The 15,643-nt window shown below is 70.8% G+C and carries 12 protein-coding genes; 7 read left to right on the top strand and 5 right to left on the bottom strand.

The annotated features are described in order from the left end of the window. The first annotated feature begins 11 nt into the window (after positions 1-11). The 4 genes from ABZ453_RS05905 (at position 12) to ABZ453_RS05890 (ending at position 4,081) form a co-directional block, all read left to right on the top strand. Complete coding sequence (locus ABZ453_RS05905) at positions 12-206, top strand: SPOR domain-containing protein (RefSeq protein ID WP_359011938.1); 195 nt, start codon at positions 12-14, stop codon at positions 204-206. A gap of 19 nt (positions 207-225) precedes the next feature. Next, a complete protein-coding gene (locus ABZ453_RS05900) occupies positions 226-624 on the top strand; it encodes a (deoxy)nucleoside triphosphate pyrophosphohydrolase (protein ID WP_359011936.1) in 399 nt (132 codons plus the stop codon). Between the two features lie 135 nt (positions 625-759). Further along, on the top strand, positions 760-1,167 hold the full coding sequence (locus ABZ453_RS05895; RefSeq protein WP_359011934.1) for an ATP-binding protein: 408 nt from the start codon (positions 760-762) through the stop codon (positions 1,165-1,167). Positions 1,168-1,423: 256 nt separating this feature from the next. Continuing rightward, the gene (locus ABZ453_RS05890) at positions 1,424-4,081 is read left to right on the top strand and encodes a SpoIIE family protein phosphatase (protein WP_359011932.1); all 2,658 of its coding nucleotides are present in this window, start codon (positions 1,424-1,426) and stop codon (positions 4,079-4,081) included. Here the strand turns inward: ABZ453_RS05890 and ABZ453_RS05885 are convergent. Then, complete coding sequence (locus tag ABZ453_RS05885) at positions 4,078-5,388, bottom strand: hypothetical protein (RefSeq protein ID WP_359011930.1); 1,311 nt, start codon at positions 5,386-5,388, stop codon at positions 4,078-4,080. The two genes, ABZ453_RS05890 and ABZ453_RS05885, sit on opposite strands and share 4 nt — an antisense overlap. A 118-nt stretch (positions 5,389-5,506) precedes the next feature. Between ABZ453_RS05885 and ABZ453_RS05880 the strand changes: the two genes are divergently transcribed. Beyond that, a complete protein-coding gene (locus ABZ453_RS05880) occupies positions 5,507-6,505 on the top strand; it encodes a phosphotransferase (protein ID WP_359011928.1) in 999 nt (332 codons plus the stop codon). Here the strand turns inward: ABZ453_RS05880 and ABZ453_RS05875 are convergent. From ABZ453_RS05875 to ABZ453_RS05860, 4 genes are read right to left on the bottom strand one after another with little or no spacing between them, the layout of a single operon-like run. Next, positions 6,480-7,256 (bottom strand): succinate dehydrogenase/fumarate reductase iron-sulfur subunit, encoded by a 777-nt coding sequence (locus ABZ453_RS05875; RefSeq protein WP_133044436.1) that lies wholly within the window; start codon positions 7,254-7,256, stop codon positions 6,480-6,482. The two genes, ABZ453_RS05880 and ABZ453_RS05875, sit on opposite strands and share 26 nt — an antisense overlap. Beyond that, positions 7,253-9,196: a fumarate reductase/succinate dehydrogenase flavoprotein subunit gene (locus ABZ453_RS05870; RefSeq protein WP_359011926.1), complete on the bottom strand. Its 1,944-nt coding sequence runs from the start codon at positions 9,194-9,196 to the stop codon at positions 7,253-7,255. Before ABZ453_RS05870 ends, ABZ453_RS05875 begins: the two co-directional genes overlap by 4 nt. A 23-nt stretch (positions 9,197-9,219) precedes the next feature. Next, the gene (locus ABZ453_RS05865) at positions 9,220-10,041 is read right to left on the bottom strand and encodes a hypothetical protein (RefSeq protein WP_359011924.1); all 822 of its coding nucleotides are present in this window, start codon (positions 10,039-10,041) and stop codon (positions 9,220-9,222) included. Positions 10,042-10,071: 30 nt separating this feature from the next. Then, positions 10,072-10,362, bottom strand: coding sequence for a hypothetical protein (locus ABZ453_RS05860; RefSeq protein ID WP_133044439.1), 291 nt, complete (start codon positions 10,360-10,362; stop codon positions 10,072-10,074). 404 nt (positions 10,363-10,766) lie between these two features. Here ABZ453_RS05860 and ABZ453_RS05855 point away from each other — a divergent pair, with 404 nt between their 5' ends. Beyond that, positions 10,767-13,097 (top strand): ABC transporter family substrate-binding protein, encoded by a 2,331-nt coding sequence (locus ABZ453_RS05855; RefSeq protein WP_359011922.1) that lies wholly within the window; start codon positions 10,767-10,769, stop codon positions 13,095-13,097. A 131-nt stretch (positions 13,098-13,228) separates the two neighbouring features. Beyond that, positions 13,229-15,136: a translational GTPase TypA gene (typA, locus tag ABZ453_RS05850; RefSeq protein ID WP_359011920.1), complete on the top strand. Its 1,908-nt coding sequence runs from the start codon at positions 13,229-13,231 to the stop codon at positions 15,134-15,136. Positions 15,137-15,643 lie beyond the last annotated feature (507 nt).

The raw sequence follows: 15,643 nt of genomic DNA, 5'->3' as shown, positions 1-15,643 counted from the left end.
GGTGGGGCGCGATGAACGACGGCACGATCACTCTTCCCTGGCTCGTCATACGGCAGGACGACAACGGCAATCGCTACCGCGTGGGCCGGTACGCGACCCGGGCGGAGGCCCAGAAGATCGCCGACAGCCTCGACGACCGCGGCCACAAGCAGCTCTACTGGGTCGAGCGCATCGGTCAGAACGGCCAGGGCGGCACGGTCAACTGACTCCCGTAGGCTCCCGCCCATGAGCGAACGGATCGTGGTGGTGGGAGCCGCCCTCCTCGACGACGGTCGCCTCCTCGCCGCCCGCCGCAGCGCCCCACCCGAGCTCGCCGGCCGCTGGGAACTGCCGGGCGGCAAGGTGGAGGCGGGGGAGGCCCCCGAGGGGGCCCTGGTGCGCGAACTGCGCGAGGAACTGGGCGTGGATGCGCAGGCCGTGCGGCGCGTACCGGGGGAGTGGCCGCTGAGGCCGCCGTACGTCCTCCAGGTCTGGACCGCTCGCCTCCTGCCGGGGTCCCCCGCCCCCAAGCCGCTCCAGGACCATGACGAACTGCGCTGGCTGTCCCCGCACGAGACCTGGGACGTGGACTGGCTGGACCAGGACGTGGAAGCGGTCCGCAAGGTCATCGAGCCGAGTCCGTAGACGTAGTCGATCCCCGCTGTACGCCGTTCGTGCCACAGTGCGCCCTCCTGGACGGTACTGCCCCCTGGATATCGGGTATGTGCCCATTAACCCCACGAAACCGGACATGCGTGGGGTGAGCTCCAGGCCCGGGAAGTGATCGGCGTGATCGACACCGAAGGCGACTGCGCCGAGTGGACCTTTCCCGCGGAACCGGACGCCGTGAGAACCGCCCGCACCGCGGTCCGCGGCCAGCTCCACACCTGGCGCCTGGACATCCTCGGTGACCTTGCCGCCCTGCTGGTCAGCGAGCTGGTGACCAACTCCCTGAGACACGCCACCGGCCCCATCGGTGTCCGCCTGGTCCGCTCGCCCCGCCTCCCCGCCGTGCTGCTGGTCGAGGTCTCCGACCCGCTGCCCGACCCGCCCCGCGAACGCGTCGCCCACGCCGAGGACGAGGGGGGCCGCGGACTGCAGCTGGTGGCCCATTCCTCGCACCGCTGGGGTACCCGGCCGGGCGCGGCGGGAAAGACAGTGTGGTTCGAGCTCGCCGTGCCGAACTGAGACCCGCGGAGGCTGTACGGCGGCCCCCGCTCTGTAGAACTCCGGCGCGCGTCGGCACAAGCCACGGACGGGTGTGATTCGACGGCGTGTCCGCTGGTTAGAAGACTGGAAGTGTTCTCACAGCCGGGACCGAAAACCGCCGGGACCGTGCTGTGATCGTGAACACCGTGTTGTGCGGCGCCGTAGTGCTGGATACTGCGGGCAGCCGCCCCCGGTGACCGGTACCGGACGCGGTGAGCTGGAGGGGACGGTTCGCGTGAGCGAGATACCAGCGAAGGCCACGGAGTCCGAGGACCCGTCGGACGGCGCGAGGGCGGAGGCCGCGGCAGCCGCCGCGGCGGACGGCACGGGCCGGGCGACGGGTGGCACCGGGCTGTCCTCCTTCGACGGGACACCGCCCGGTGACGCGATGTGGCAGAGCAGCCCGCCCGGCTCAATCTACGACTACATCAAGGTCGCGTCCTTCTCGATCGGCCCCGACGGCCTGGTGGACCAGTGGAGCCTGCGGGCCGAGCAGATCTTCGGCATCGCCGCCGAGCGGGCCGTCGGCATGGACCCCATCGAGGCCTTCATCGACCCCGACCTGCGCGAGCAGGGGCAGCGGAAGATGGCCGAGATCCTCGACGGGCGGGAGTGGACCGGTGTGGTGCCGTTCCGGGTGCCCGCGACCGCCGAGGACGACGCGGGCGGGCACGGCCTCGCCGAGGTGTACGTCATGCCGACGCAGACCGAGGACGGCCGCCGGGGTGCCGTCTGCATCGTCGTCGACGTGCGCACTCTGCGCAGCATCGAGACCGACCTTGCCGCGTCGCAGGCGATTTTCGGTCAATCTCCGTTCGGGTTCCTGCTGATCGACACCGATCTGCGGGTGCGGCGCGCCAACCAGCGGTTCGCCTCGCTGTTCGGCGGCACCCCCGACGACCACCGCGGCAAGGGCGTCCACGACTACCTGCCCCGGCCCGAGGCCGAGCGGGTCTCGGCGACCCTGCGCCGGGTCCTCGAAACCGGTGACTCCATCACGGACATGCACGTCACGGGCTTCCTGCCGGGCTCCGACGAGCGCCGTCACTGGTCCATCAACCTCTACCGGGTGCACAGCGGATCGGGCCGCCCCATCGGCATCGCCTGGCTCGGAACCGACATCACGGCCCGCCGCGCCGCCGCCCGGGAAGCGGCCGCCGCACGGCGCAATCTCGCCCTGCTGAACGAGGCGGGTGCCCGCATCGGCAACTCCCTCGACCTGGAGACCACGGCCCGCGAACTCCTCGACGTGGTCGTCCCCGGCTTCTGCGACCTCGCGACGGTCGACCTCTACCAGGGCCTGCTGGCCGGTGACGAGACCCCGCCCGGGCTCGCCGACGGCAGCGCGCAGCTGCGCCGGGTCGCCTTCGCCAGCGCGGTCTCCGACGCCCCGTTCGTCGGCGGCGGCGCGCCGGTCGCCGTGGGCGCCGTCCACCACTACCCGTTCAACTCGCCCTGCGCGGACGCCCTGCGCACCGCCCGCACCCAGCTCGTGCCCGCGGAGGACGGCGGGGTCGTCCAGTCCACGCTGGCCGTGCCGATGGTCGCGCACGACACCGTGGTGGGGCTCGCGCAGTTCGCCCGTACGAAGGGCAGCGAACCGTTCGGGGACCGGGACCGCGACCTCGCGGTGGAGCTCGCGGCCCGGGCCGCCGTCTGCATCGACAACGCCCGTCTCTACCGGCGCGAGCACGAACGGGCGTTGATACTGCAACGCTCGCTGCTCCCGCCCGGCGACCCGGTCGCCGCCGGACTGGACATCGCCTGCCGCTACCTGCCCGGCAACTCCTCCTCCGACCGGCCCAGCGAGGTCGGCGGCGACTGGTTCGACGTGATCGAACTGCCCGGGCACCGCACGGCGTTGGTGGTGGGCGACGTCATGGGCCGCGGTCTGCGGGCGGCAGTGGCGATGGGCGAACTGCGCTCCGCCGTGCGGACGCTGGCCCTGCTGGACCTCGAACCGGCCGAGGTGCTCTCGGCGTTGGACGAGATCGCCCGCGGGCTCGGCGCCCCCGGCGGCGTCCAGCAGGCCACCCGCGCCGCGCGCCGGCCCCGTGAGGCCGACCTGTCCGAGGTGTACCTGGCGACCTGCGTGTACGCCGTCTACGACTCCGTCACCCGCCGCTGCACCTTCGCCAACGCGGGCCATCTGCCGCCGGTCCTGGTCGAACCGGGCGAGGACGCGCTGATGCTGGACGTGCCGCCGGGCATGCCGCTGGGCGTCGGCGGGGAGCCGTTCGAGGAGGTGGAGGTCGAACTGCCCGAAGGCGCCCTGTTGGCGCTCTACACGGATGGACTGGTCGAAAGCCGCGACCATCCCCTGGACGAGGGCCTGCAGGCCTTCGTGGGCGCGCTGACGGACCCCAGCAGGCCGCTGGAGGACGTCTGCGACCACGTACTGAACACCCTCGACACCCACCACGGCGAGGACGACATCGCGCTGCTGATGGCCCGGGTGCAGGGGTTGCCCGCCGACTCGGTCGGCGACTGGACGCTGCCGCGGGAGCCGCGGAGCGTGGGCCGGGCCCGGGAGTACGCCCGCGGACAGCTGCTGTCGTGGGACCTGGAGCCGCTGGTCGACACCACCGAACTGCTGGTCAGCGAGCTGGTGACGAACGCCCTGCGCTACGGCGAGGGCGAGATCAGGCTCCGTCTGCTGCTGGACCGCACACTGGTGTGCGAGGTCTGGGACTCCGGGCTGGTCCAGCCACGCCGCCGGCGTGCCCGGGACACGGACGAGGGCGGCCGCGGACTGCAACTGGTCGGCCTGCTCAGCGCCGCGTGGGGCTCCCGGCGGACACCGCGCGGCAAGACGGTGTGGTTCGAACTGCCCCTCCCGGACGGGGAGACGGGCCTGACGGACCCGGCGGAGGCGTTGCTGAGCCTGTTCTAGCGGCTCTGCATCGACTGGTCGGCCCGGACGGCGGCCGACCAGGGATCGGTGAGCAGCAGCCGGCGTGCCTCCGCGAGACGGGTGCGCGCGGTGCTGCCCACGGACTCCCGGCGCACCATGATGTGGGTGTCGGCGGTGGCGACGGCGTTCCGGGCGACCAGGAGGGCCGCTGCCGACAGCACACCGTCCCGGCCCGCCCCGAGCGGCGCGGTCGCCCCCACCACGCGACGAAGGGCGTCCAGGGGGTCGTACGGCCGTGCCGTCACCTCTTCCCGCACGCCGGCCAGCACGCGGTCGGCGTCGGCGCGCTCGCTCACTCCCGTGAGTTCCGCCTCCGCGCCGGTCAGGGCGGCCGGGAGGAGTGTCTCGGCCGCCGGCAGCTCCGAGGCGAGCCGGTCGACGGCGGTGAGCAGGGCGTCGGCCCGGGCTGTGGAGGTCTCGGCGGCCCGCAGATGCCGTACCGCGCTCTCCTCGTCGTCCAGGTCGGTCGACTGGCGGACCTGGTTGAGGTGGGTGGTGGCGATCAGCAGGCGGTCCTTGGCCTGTTCGACGTACCCGGTGACCGGGCCGGTCGCCGTGGGTCCGTAGCGCTCGGCGAGGCGGGTCAGGGTCGTCTCGGTGGCTCCGGTGCGGGCGGTCAGGTCACGGAAGCGGGTCTCGGCGAACTCCAGCGCCTCTCCCAGGCCCCCGCGATCGAACCCCTCCAGCCGCCGCCGCGCCTCCTGACACCGGCCGACGATCCCGGTGAGCGTGTGCCGACGGGAGGTCTCGTCCTCGGGGACGCCGTCCTCGTACTGCTGCCGTATCCGGAAGGCGGCCGCCAGTTCGGCCTCGGCGTCCCGCAGGGCCTGCGCCTGGGGCTCCGCGGCCCCGGGACCGATCCGGGCCCGGAGGAAACCGAGTTCCTCGCGGCGGGTGCGTACGGCGTCGTCGGCCTCGACCAGCAACTGCCGCGCCCGTTCGTCGAGTTCGTCGAGTTCGGCGAGGGGGGAAGTGTCGGGCGCCATGGCGGCGGCGGCCGCCGGTGTCGTCCGGGTCCGTGCCCGCCGGGTCCGCCGTACGTACCCGTACACGGCCAGCACGAGGGCCGCGCCCCCCGCTACCAGCGGCAGCACCAGGTCGGCGGTCGACGTCTCGTCCGTGCTCGCCGACGCGCCCACGGCGGCCGCGCGCGTCTCGGGCACCGTCGCCCCCGGCAGCACCAGCCACACCACCCCGACCAGCGCGCCGATCAGGGTGTACGTCACCCGCGCGCGTATGTGGGAGGTGGCCCGCCGCGGCCGGCCCCGTATCAAGGATGGCGTCACATTTCGGAGCGTATGGGCGGTAATGCGGGGGCGCGAGCGGGGTGCGGCCAGGGGGCGGAAGGAGCAGGGCAGGAAAAGAGGAGGCCGGGATGGGGGCGTACAGGGGAGACTTGGGCCGGTGAGCGCCACACGCCAGCACGCCGACCCCGCCGACCTCGCCCCCCTCGCCCGCGCCGCCCTCGGCCAGGGCCGCACCCTCACCGCCGTGCGCCGGCTGCGCGGCGGCAGCAAGAAGGGCGTCTACCGTCTCGCCCTCGACGACGGCACGACCGCCGTCGCCTACCTCTGGTCGGCCGACGAGGACTACTGGGACGCGGGCCCCTCCGACCTGCGCGACCCCTTCTCCCACGGCACCGGCCTCGACCTGTTCACCGCGGCCCACGACCGGCTCACCGCCGCCGGCGTCCGCACGCCCCGCCTGCTCCACGTCGACACCACGCACACCCACCTCCCGGCCGACGCGGCGATCGTCGAGGACGTCACCGGCGGCAGCCTGGAGGAGGCGCTGGAGCGGGATCAGCAGGCGGCGCCTGCCCTCATGAAACGCCTCGCCGAGATGCTCATCGTGCTGCACGCCCAGGACGCCCCGGCCTTCGGCAAGGTGGCCCTGGTCGACAACGGCGGCTCTTCCTATGGGGATTCGTGCGAGCAGCGGGTCACCGATGGCGCCCTGCGCTCCATCGAGCAGGCCGCCGCGCTCGAACCCCGCGTGGCGGCCGCCCGCGACGAACTCGCCGACGAAGTAAGGACGTTGGCCGCCGAGGTCCGGCCCCGAAACCGTCCCCACACCCTCCTCCATGGCGAACTCGGCCCGGATCACGTGCTGCTGACCGCCGAGGGTCACCCGGCGCTCATCGACATCGAGGGCCTGCTCTACTTCGACGTCGAGCACGAGCACGTGTTCCTGGAGATCCGCTTCGGCCGGCACTACGACGCCCTGCGCGTCCCGGACCTGGACCCCGACCGGATGCGCCTGTACCGCCTGGCCATGCACCTGAGCCTGGTCGCGGGCCCGTTGACTCTCCTCCAGGGCGACTTCCCGGAACCGGAGCCGATGCGGGCGATCGCGGAGGGCAACCTCCTGCGGGCGCTCAGCCTGCTGAGGAACGCCTCCTGATCTTCGACCCCAGCCACACCAGCGGGTCGTACTTGCGGTCGACGGCCCGTTCCTTCAGGGGGATCAGGGCGTTGTCGGTGATCTTGATGCCCTCGGGGCAGACCTCCGTGCAGCACTTGGTGATGTTGCAGTAGCCGAGGCCGTGTTCGTCCTGGGCTGTCTTCTTGCGATCCAGGCCGGTGTCGGCGGCCGCGTCCAGCGGATGCATGTCCAGTTCGGCGACCCGCATCAGGAAGCGGGGGCCGGCGAACGCCGGCTTGTTCTCCTCGTGGTCACGCACGACATGGCAGGTGTCCTGGCACAGGAAGCACTCGATGCACTTGCGGAACTCCTGCGAGCGGTCCACGTCCTCCTGCATCATGCGGTACTCGCCGGGACCGAGGTCCGCCGGCGGCACGAAGGCCGGGACCTCCCGTGCCTTCTGGTAGTTGAAGCCGACGTTCGTGACGAGATCGCGGACGACGGGGAAGGCACGCAGCGGTGTGACCGTGATCGTCTCCTCCCGCGTGAACACCGACATCCGGGTCATGCACATCAGACGCGGGCGGCCGTTGATCTCCGCGGAGCACGAACCGCACTTGCCCGCCTTGCAGTTCCAGCGGACCGCGAGATCGGGGGCCTGGGTGGCCTGGAGGCGGTGGATGATGTCGAGCACCACCTCGCCGTCGTTGACCTCGACGGCGAAGTCCTCCAGGCCGCCGCCCTTGACGTCGCCCCGCCACACCTTGAAGCGGGCCTCGTAGCTGCTCACTCGTACAGCTCCTCTTCGGCGAGGTACTTGACCAGCTCTTCCTTGTCGAAGAGGGCGAGCAGGTCGGAGCGGATGGGTTCGGTGCTCTCGCGGGTGAGGTCGATCTGACCGCGGACGGGGTCCGTGGCCGCGAGCCCGCCCGTGGGGTCGGTCAGCCGGCACAGCAGGTTCACGTTGCGCCACTTGCGGTCCATCGACGGGAAGTCCTCCCGGGTGTGGCCGCCGCGCGACTCGGTGCGCTCCAGCGCGGCCCGGGCCACGCACTCGCTGACCAGCAGCATGTTCCTGAGGTCCAGCGCGAGGTGCCAGCCCGGGTTGAACTGACGGTGGCCCTCGACGCCGGCCCGGCGGGCCCGTACCCGCAGATCCGCCAGCTTCTGCAGGGCCTGCTCCATCTCGCCCTCGCGGCGGATGATGCCCACCAGGTCGTTCATGGTCTGCTGGAGTTCCTGGTGCAGGGTGTACGGGTTCTCCGGCGGGCGTCCGTCGTCCTCGCCGGGGGCCGGGCCCTCGGCGGAGAAGGGGCGCAGGGCCTCCGCCGCGGCCGTGTCCACCTGGCCGTCGTCCACCGGCGGGCGGTTCTCCGTGAGGCCGGTCGCGTACTCGGCCGCGTGCCAGCCGGCCCGGCGTCCGAAGACCAGCAGGTCGGAGAGGGAGTTGCCGCCGAGCCGGTTGGAGCCGTGCATGCCGCCCGCGACCTCGCCGGCCGCGAACAGTCCGGGCACCCCGCGGGCCGCCGCCGAGTCCGAGTCGACCGCGATGCCGCCCATCACGTAGTGGCAGGTCGGCCCGACCTCCATCGCCTCCGCCGTGATGTCGACGTCCGCCAGCTCCTTGAACTGGTGGTACATGGAGGGCAGCCGGCGCCGGATGACCTCGGCGGGCATCCGGGTGGACACGTCCAGGAAGACACCGCCGTGCGGGGAGCCCCGGCCCGCCTTCACCTCGGAGTTGATCGCGCGGGCGACCTCGTCACGCGGCAGCAGCTCGGGGGGACGCCGGTTGTTGTCCGGGTCCTCGTACCAGCGGTCGCCCTCCTCCTCCGACTCGGCGTACTTCTCCTTGAAGACGTCGGGGACGTAGTCGAACATGAACCGCTTGCCCTCGGAGTTCCTCAGCACCCCGCCGTCGCCGCGGACCGACTCGGTGACGAGGATGCCCTTCACCGACGGCGGCCAGACCATACCCGTCGGGTGGAACTGCACGAACTCCATGTTCAGCAGGGGCGCCCCGGCGAGCAGGGCCAGCGCGTGGCCGTCGCCCGTGTACTCCCACGAGTTCGACGTGACCTTGAAGGACTTGCCGATGCCACCGGTGGCGATGACCACGGCCGGCGCCTCGAGGACGAAGAAGCGGCCGGTCTCACGCTCGTACGCGAAGACGCCGCTCACCCTCGAGCCGTCCTTGAGGATCCGGGTGACCGTGCACTCCTGGAAGACCTTCAGCCGGGACTCGTAGTCCCCGCTCTCGCGATGGTCCTCCTGCTGCAGGGAGACGATCTTCTGCTGGAGGGTGCGGATCAGCTCCAGGCCCGTACGGTCGCCGACATGCGCCAGGCGCGGGTACTCGTGGCCGCCGAAGTTGCGCTGGGAGATCTTCCCTTCCTTCGTACGGTCGAAGAGGGCGCCCCAGGTCTCCAGCTCCCACACCCGGTCCGGGGCCTCCTGGGCGTGCAGCTCCGCCATCCGCCACTGGTTGAGGAACTTGCCGCCGCGCATGGTGTCGCGGAAGTGGACCTGCCAGTTGTCGTGCGCGTTGACGTTGGCCATGGCCGCCGCGATGCCGCCCTCGGCCATCACGGTGTGCGCCTTGCCGAACAGCGACTTGCAGATGACTGCCGTACGGGCGCCTCGCTCGCGCGCCTCGATGGCGGCCCGGAGGCCCGCGCCCCCGGCGCCGACCACGACGACGTCCCACTCCTGGCGGTCGACCACGGACATCAGTTAGGCCCCACTCATCTCAGTCAGAAGAAGCGCGGATCGTCGAAGGCACCGGATGCGAGCAGATAGACGTAGAAGTCGGCGAGCGCCACGCTCACCAACGACGCCCAGGCCAGGAGCATGTGCCGGGCGTTGAGCCGCCCGACGAACTGCCATGCCTTGTAGCGCACGGGGTGTTTGGAGAAGTGCTTGAGCTTCCCGCCGACGATGTGCCGGCAGGAGTGGCAGGAGATCGTGTACGTCCAGATCAGCACGATGTTGATCAGGAAGATGACCGTGCCGAGGCCCATGTGGCCCCAGTTCTCGTCCGTGTCGCGGAAGGACAGCACGGTGTCGTAGGTCAGCACGCCCGCGACCAGGATCGCCGCGTAGAAGAAGTACCGGTGGATGTTCTGCACGATCAGCGGGAAGCGGGTCTCGCCGGTGTACTTCTTGTGCGGCTCGGCCACCGCGCAGGCCGGGGGAGAGGCCCAGAAGCCCCGGTAGTAGGCCTTGCGGTAGTAGTAGCAGGTCAGGCGGAAGCCCAGCGGGAAGATCAGGATGATGATCGCCGGGGAGATCGCCCACCAGCTGCCGAAGAGATCGGCGTTGGGGCCCGAGGGCATGTTCTTGCAGTTCTCCGCCAGACACGGCGAGTAGAACGGCGAGACGTACGGCGCCGAGTAGTAGTCCGCGTTCGCGAAGGCCCGCCACGTCGAGTACACGATGAAGGCCAGCAGTCCGGCCGCGGTGGCGGCCGGGGCCAGCCACCAGCGGTCGGTCCGCAGATGCGGGGCGTCGATCGCGGCGCGCGTACCCGTTCTCACGCCGCCGCTGTTCAGATGGGGTTCCGTACCAGTGGCCAACTCATGACTCCGGTCGGTGTGGGAAGGCGCTCAGTGGTGTTTGCGGTGGTGCGCGCCGAGACCCTCGTCGTCGGAGTCCGTCCACAGAGAGTCGTCGTACGGCTGGTCGGGGATGGTGACGAGTTCCGGTTTGCCGGGCGCGGCCTTGACCGCCGCCGCGGCGCGCAGGAGCTGGACGCTCTCCCGCAGGTGCTCGGCGTCGGCGCGGACTCGGCGCATGTCCAGGGTGTTGCCGCCCAGCTCCTGCTCCAGGCGGTTCACCGACCGGGACAGGTCGTCGAGGCAGCGCTGGACCGACGTCAGGTCGTCTTGCACGGACATGACGTGACCTCACTTCCATGAGCCGTCGGGCCTCAGGTGGCAACGTTCATGCGCCTGCGAGTGTTGCGCGTCACACCTGCCGCTGGGAAGGGATGTGCAGCGATTGGCGGATTGCAGGCCTCCAGTGCACGCCTGTATGCGCTCTTTGAGCGCCGGGGCGCACGCCGCGCCCGGCCCGCTTCTCAGTCTGGCTCCGGGCGGATCCCCCGGCAACCGAGGCCGAAGGCCGGCGTGAGGTAGGCCGCACGGGTGGGCTTCGACGCCCTCGTCGCCGTGTCGTCCCGGCCTGGCGAACCGTTTCCCTTTCAGTGGGGCCGTACATCTGATCAACTCCAAATACCGCCAAACGTGATCAGACCCGCCCGCACCGGCGGCGAGAGCGGCTTCCCCCGGAGGTAGCAGAGATGTCCTACGACGGCGCCGGACTGCAGCGCCCTGAAGGGGCGCGGGAGAGCATCGACCAGCGGCTGCGCCGCGGGGCGCGACCGGCCACGACGACGTCGCGGACGAACGAGGGCCCATCGCGCCGCTCCCGTCAGCGGAGCGTCACGCGCTCGGTCGCCTTCCTGACCGCGGGCGTGCTCACGGTGCCCGTGCTCGCCGGGTGCGGTTCGGACGACCCCGCCGGCAAGCCGCTCGCCGGGCAGGACATCGCCTCGTCCGGCCGGCAGCTGATCGCCGACGGCGGCACGCTGCGCTGGGCCGTGGACGACGTGCCGGACACCCTCAACACCTTCCAGTCCGATGCCGACGCGACCACCACCCGCGTCGCCCAGGCCGTGCTGCCCGCCATGTTCCGGCTGGACGCCGAGGGCCGGCCGGTGCGCGACGCCGACTACCTGGAGTCCGCCCGGGTCGTCAGGACCGAGCCCAAGCAGGTCGTGGTCTACCGGCTCAACCAGCAGGCCGTCTGGAGCGACGGCCGGGAGATCGGGGCCGCCGACTTCGCCGCCCAGTGGCGCGCCCTGTCCGGCAAGGACAGCGCCTACTGGACCGCCCGCAACGCCGGCTACGACCGCATCGAGAAGGTCGAGCGCGGCGCCAACGACCTCGAGGTCAAGGTCACCTTCGCCCGGCCCTACGCCGACTGGCGCTCACTGTTCTCCCCGCTGTACCCCAAGGACGTCATGGGCACCCCGGACGCCTTCAACGACGGCGCCCGCCGCAAGCTCAAGGTCACCGCCGGGCCCTTCACCCCGCGCCAGGTCGACCCGAAGGACGACAAGGTCACCCTGGTCCGCAACGCCCGCTGGTGGGGCCGGCCCGCCAAGCTGTCCGAGATCGACCTCACCGCCGTACCGCGCGACAAGCGCGCCGCCGCGCTGGCCGACGGGAAGATCGACCTGGCCGAGATCGACCCCTCCGACGCCCAGCGCATCGACCTGGCCGCCCGCTCCAAGGGCACCGGCACCCCGCTGATGGGCCCCGGCGGCGGACGTCTGGCGGCGAAGTCCCTGCGCTCCTGGGCCCTGAAGCACGACACCGACGACGAGTCGGCCGGCAACGAACTGCGCACCCTCAAGAAGCAGGTCAGGAAGATCATCGGATACGAGCTGCAGCAGCAGGCCCTGCGCGGCTTCGAGGTCCGCAAGTCCCTGGAACCGGCCTACACCCAGCTCGCCCTCAACGGCTCCGTCGGTCCCCTCACCGACGAGCGGGTACGCCGTGCCGTGGCCCGCGCCATCGACCGCGCCGCCCTCGCCAAGGCCGTACTCGGACCGCTCGGCCTGCCCGCCGTGCCGGTCGGCAGCCATCTCGCCCTCGCCGGGCAGGCCGCCTACGCCGACAACAGCGGCGCGCTCGGCGGCCAGGACACCGCCGAGGCCCAGGCGCTGCTCGCCGACGCCGGATGGGTCCGGGGCGGACCGGTCAAGGAGCAGAAGGAGGAGAAGGAGGAGAAGGGAGACACGGAGAAGAAGAGTTCCAAGGCGGCCGGGTCCGAGAGCAAGAAGTCACGGGACGAGTCCGACGGCGACGACGGGACGTACATCGTCGGCGAGGACGACAAGGCCCACGCCAGGGACGACCGCAGGCACCAGGGCGAGGACGGCGCGAAGCACCTCGCCGACGGCAAGCAGTACGGCGACGCCCAGCTCAGGCAGGGCGGTGCGCCGGGGGCGTACGCACCGAAGGGCACGGCGGCCCCGGCCGGGGCCTCGGCCGGCGTGCTGGCCAAGGACGGCAAGGCGCTGGACCTGCGCCTTGTGATCCCCTCGGGCGCCGGGTCGGAGAGCCTGCGCACGGTGGCGGACCGGATCAGCGGGATGCTGGCCCGGGTCGGGATCCGTACGCGGATCGTGAAGGTGTCCGACGACAGCTACTTCAAGGACCACGTCGCGTCCGGGGACTACGACCTCGCGCTGTACTCGTGGCCCGCCTCCGCCTTCCCGGCGACCGACGCACGGCCGATCTACGCCAAGCCGGTGCCCGCCGCCGACGGATCGCTGAACGTGGAGCAGAACTACACCCGAGTCGGCACCGACCAGGTGGATCAGTTGTTCGACCAGGCGGCCTCCACCCTGGACGACGGCGAGAACCACGCGCTGATCCGCAAGGCGGACTCACGGATCTGGGCGGCTGCCGGATCGATTCCGCTGTACCAGCGGCCACAGCTGTTCGCCGCACGGAAGGACCTGGTCAACGCGGGCGCGTTCGGCTTCCGGGCACCGGTGTTCGAGGACATGGGGTTCCTGCGGAAGGGCGCGAAGGCCTCGCCGAGCCCGAGCGGGAACTGAGGCCGGGCGAGCCCCTGCCCGGGACGGCACGTACCATGGGGTGAGGCCGTGGCATGTTGCGCCCGGCAGGGGCCGCGTCACACAGACGTACGCGACGGCCCGTTCCTCACACTCCGGGAGTACGCCTCACTATGGCCACGCGCCACGACATCCGCAACGTCGCCATCGTCGCCCACGTCGACCACGGCAAGACGACCATCGTCGACGGCATGCTGAAGCAGGCCGGCGCCTTCGCCGCGCACCAGCTCGAGGGCGTCGACGACCGCATGATGGACTCGAACGACCTGGAGCGTGAGAAGGGCATCACGATCCTCGCCAAGAACACGGCGGTGAAGTACCACCCCAAGGACGGCGGGGACCCGATCACCATCAACATCATCGACACCCCCGGCCACGCCGACTTCGGCGGCGAGGTCGAGCGCGGTCTGTCGATGGTGGACGGGGTCGTCCTGCTCGTCGACGCCTCCGAGGGTCCGCTGCCGCAGACCCGGTTCGTGCTGCGCAAGGCTCTCCAGCAACGGCTGCCCGTCATCCTGTGCATCAACAAGACGGACCGTCCGGACTCCCGCATCGACGAGGTCGTCAACGAGACCTACGACCTCTTCCTCGACCTGGACGCGGACGAGGAGCAGATCGAGTTCCCGATCGTCTACGCCTGCGGCCGTGACGGCATCGCCTCGCTGACCAAGCCGGAGAACGGGACCGTGCCGGCCGACTCCACCAGCCTGGAGCCGTTCTTCTCCACGATCCTTCAGCACATCCCGGCGCCGTCCTACGACGAGAACGCCCCGCTCCAGGCCCATGTCACCAACCTGGACGCCGACAACTTCCTCGGCCGTATCGCGCTGCTCCGCGTCGAGCAGGGCGAGCTCAGGAAGGGTCAGACCGTCGCCTGGATCAAGCGGGACGGCTCCGTCGCCAACGTCCGCATCTCCGAGCTGATGATGACCGAGGCGCTCACCCGCAAGCCCGCCGAGAAGGCGGGTCCCGGTGACATCTGTGCCGTCGCCGGCATCCCGGACATCATGATCGGCGAGACGCTGGCCGACACCGAGAACCCGGTCCCGCTGCCGCTGATCACGGTCGACGAGCCCGCGATCTCCATGGTCATCGGCACCAACACCTCCCCGATGGTCGGCCGGGGCGGCTCCGGCAAGGGCGCGGACGCGAAGGCGGCCGTCAAGGACCGCAAGGTGACCGCCCGTCAGGTCAAGGACCGTCTCGACCGCGAGCTGATCGGCAACGTCTCGCTCCGTGTCCTCGAGACCGAGCGCCCGGACGCCTGGGAGGTCCAGGGCCGTGGTGAGCTCGCGCTCGCCATCCTGGTCGAGACCATGCGCCGGGAGGGCTACGAGCTCACCGTCGGCAAGCCGCAGGTCGTCACCAAGGACGTCGACGGCAAGGTCTACGAGCCGGTCGAGCGCATGACGATCGACGTGCCCGAGGAGCACATGGGCGCGGTCACCCAGCTCATGGGCGTCCGCAAGGGCCGGATGGACAACATGTCCAACCACGGCTCCGGCTGGGTCCGCATGGAGTTCGTGGTGCCCTCCCGCGGCCTCATCGGCTTCCGTACGGAGTTCCTGACCCAGACCCGCGGCACCGGCATCGGCCACTCCATCCACGAGGGCCACGAGCCCTGGTTCGGCACCCTGCAGACCCGCAACAACGGCTCCCTGGTCGCCGACCGCGCCGGCGTGGTCACCGCGTTCGCGATGACGAACCTCCAGGAGCGCGGCGTGCTGTTCGTCGAGCCCGGCACCGAGGTGTACGAGGGCATGATCGTCGGCGAGAACTCGCGCTCCGACGACATGGACGTCAACATCACCAAGGAGAAGAAGCTCACCAACATGCGCTCCTCCACGGCCGACGTGGCCGAGTCGATCGTCCCGCCGCGCAAGCTCTCCCTGGAGCAGTCCCTGGAGTTCTGCCGGGACGACGAGTGCGTGGAGGTCACCCCGGAGGCGGTCCGCATCCGCAAGGTGAACCTGGACGCCCGCGAGCGCGCCCGCGCCGCGAGCCGCGCCAAGCACGGCTGACACCCCGTCAGTACGAACATCCCGGGCACCGCGTCTTACGCGGTGCCCGGTCCCGGTTTCGGGGAAGGTAGGGAAAACCCTTCATCTTGGTTCGAGGGCCCCACAGGTCGGGTCATTGGCACTACCCTGCGCTGATATCGGTCCTGCCTGTACTCCGGCTGTGCGACGAACGGCCGTGGTCTGACGACCCGTTGGAGTCCCTGTTGGCGCAGGCACGCAAGCCGACTCTTTCGCAACTGGTTTATTACAGCCATGTGTCCGGAATGCGGACTGCCGTGACCGGTAGATGTGTAACAAGTCCGTTTCGCAGGGATCTTTCAGCAAACCCTTTGTCCGGATTTTGGAAGATGTTCGCGCAAGGTGTGATCGAACCGAGACCTTGGGGGTGTGGTTCGGCCCCGGTGCATGGCAGATAGTTAGGCGCGTAGAGCTCGGATCAACGGGTCACGCGCTGCAGCGGCGCCGACTCATCGAGCGCGGGGGCACTTGACCATTTCAGGCACCGGT

The organism is Streptomyces sp. NPDC005799, from assembly GCF_040630525.1.
GTDB classification, from domain to species: domain Bacteria; phylum Actinomycetota; class Actinomycetes; order Streptomycetales; family Streptomycetaceae; genus Streptomyces; species Streptomyces griseorubiginosus_B.
This window is presented reverse-complemented; position numbering and strand designations above follow the sequence as displayed.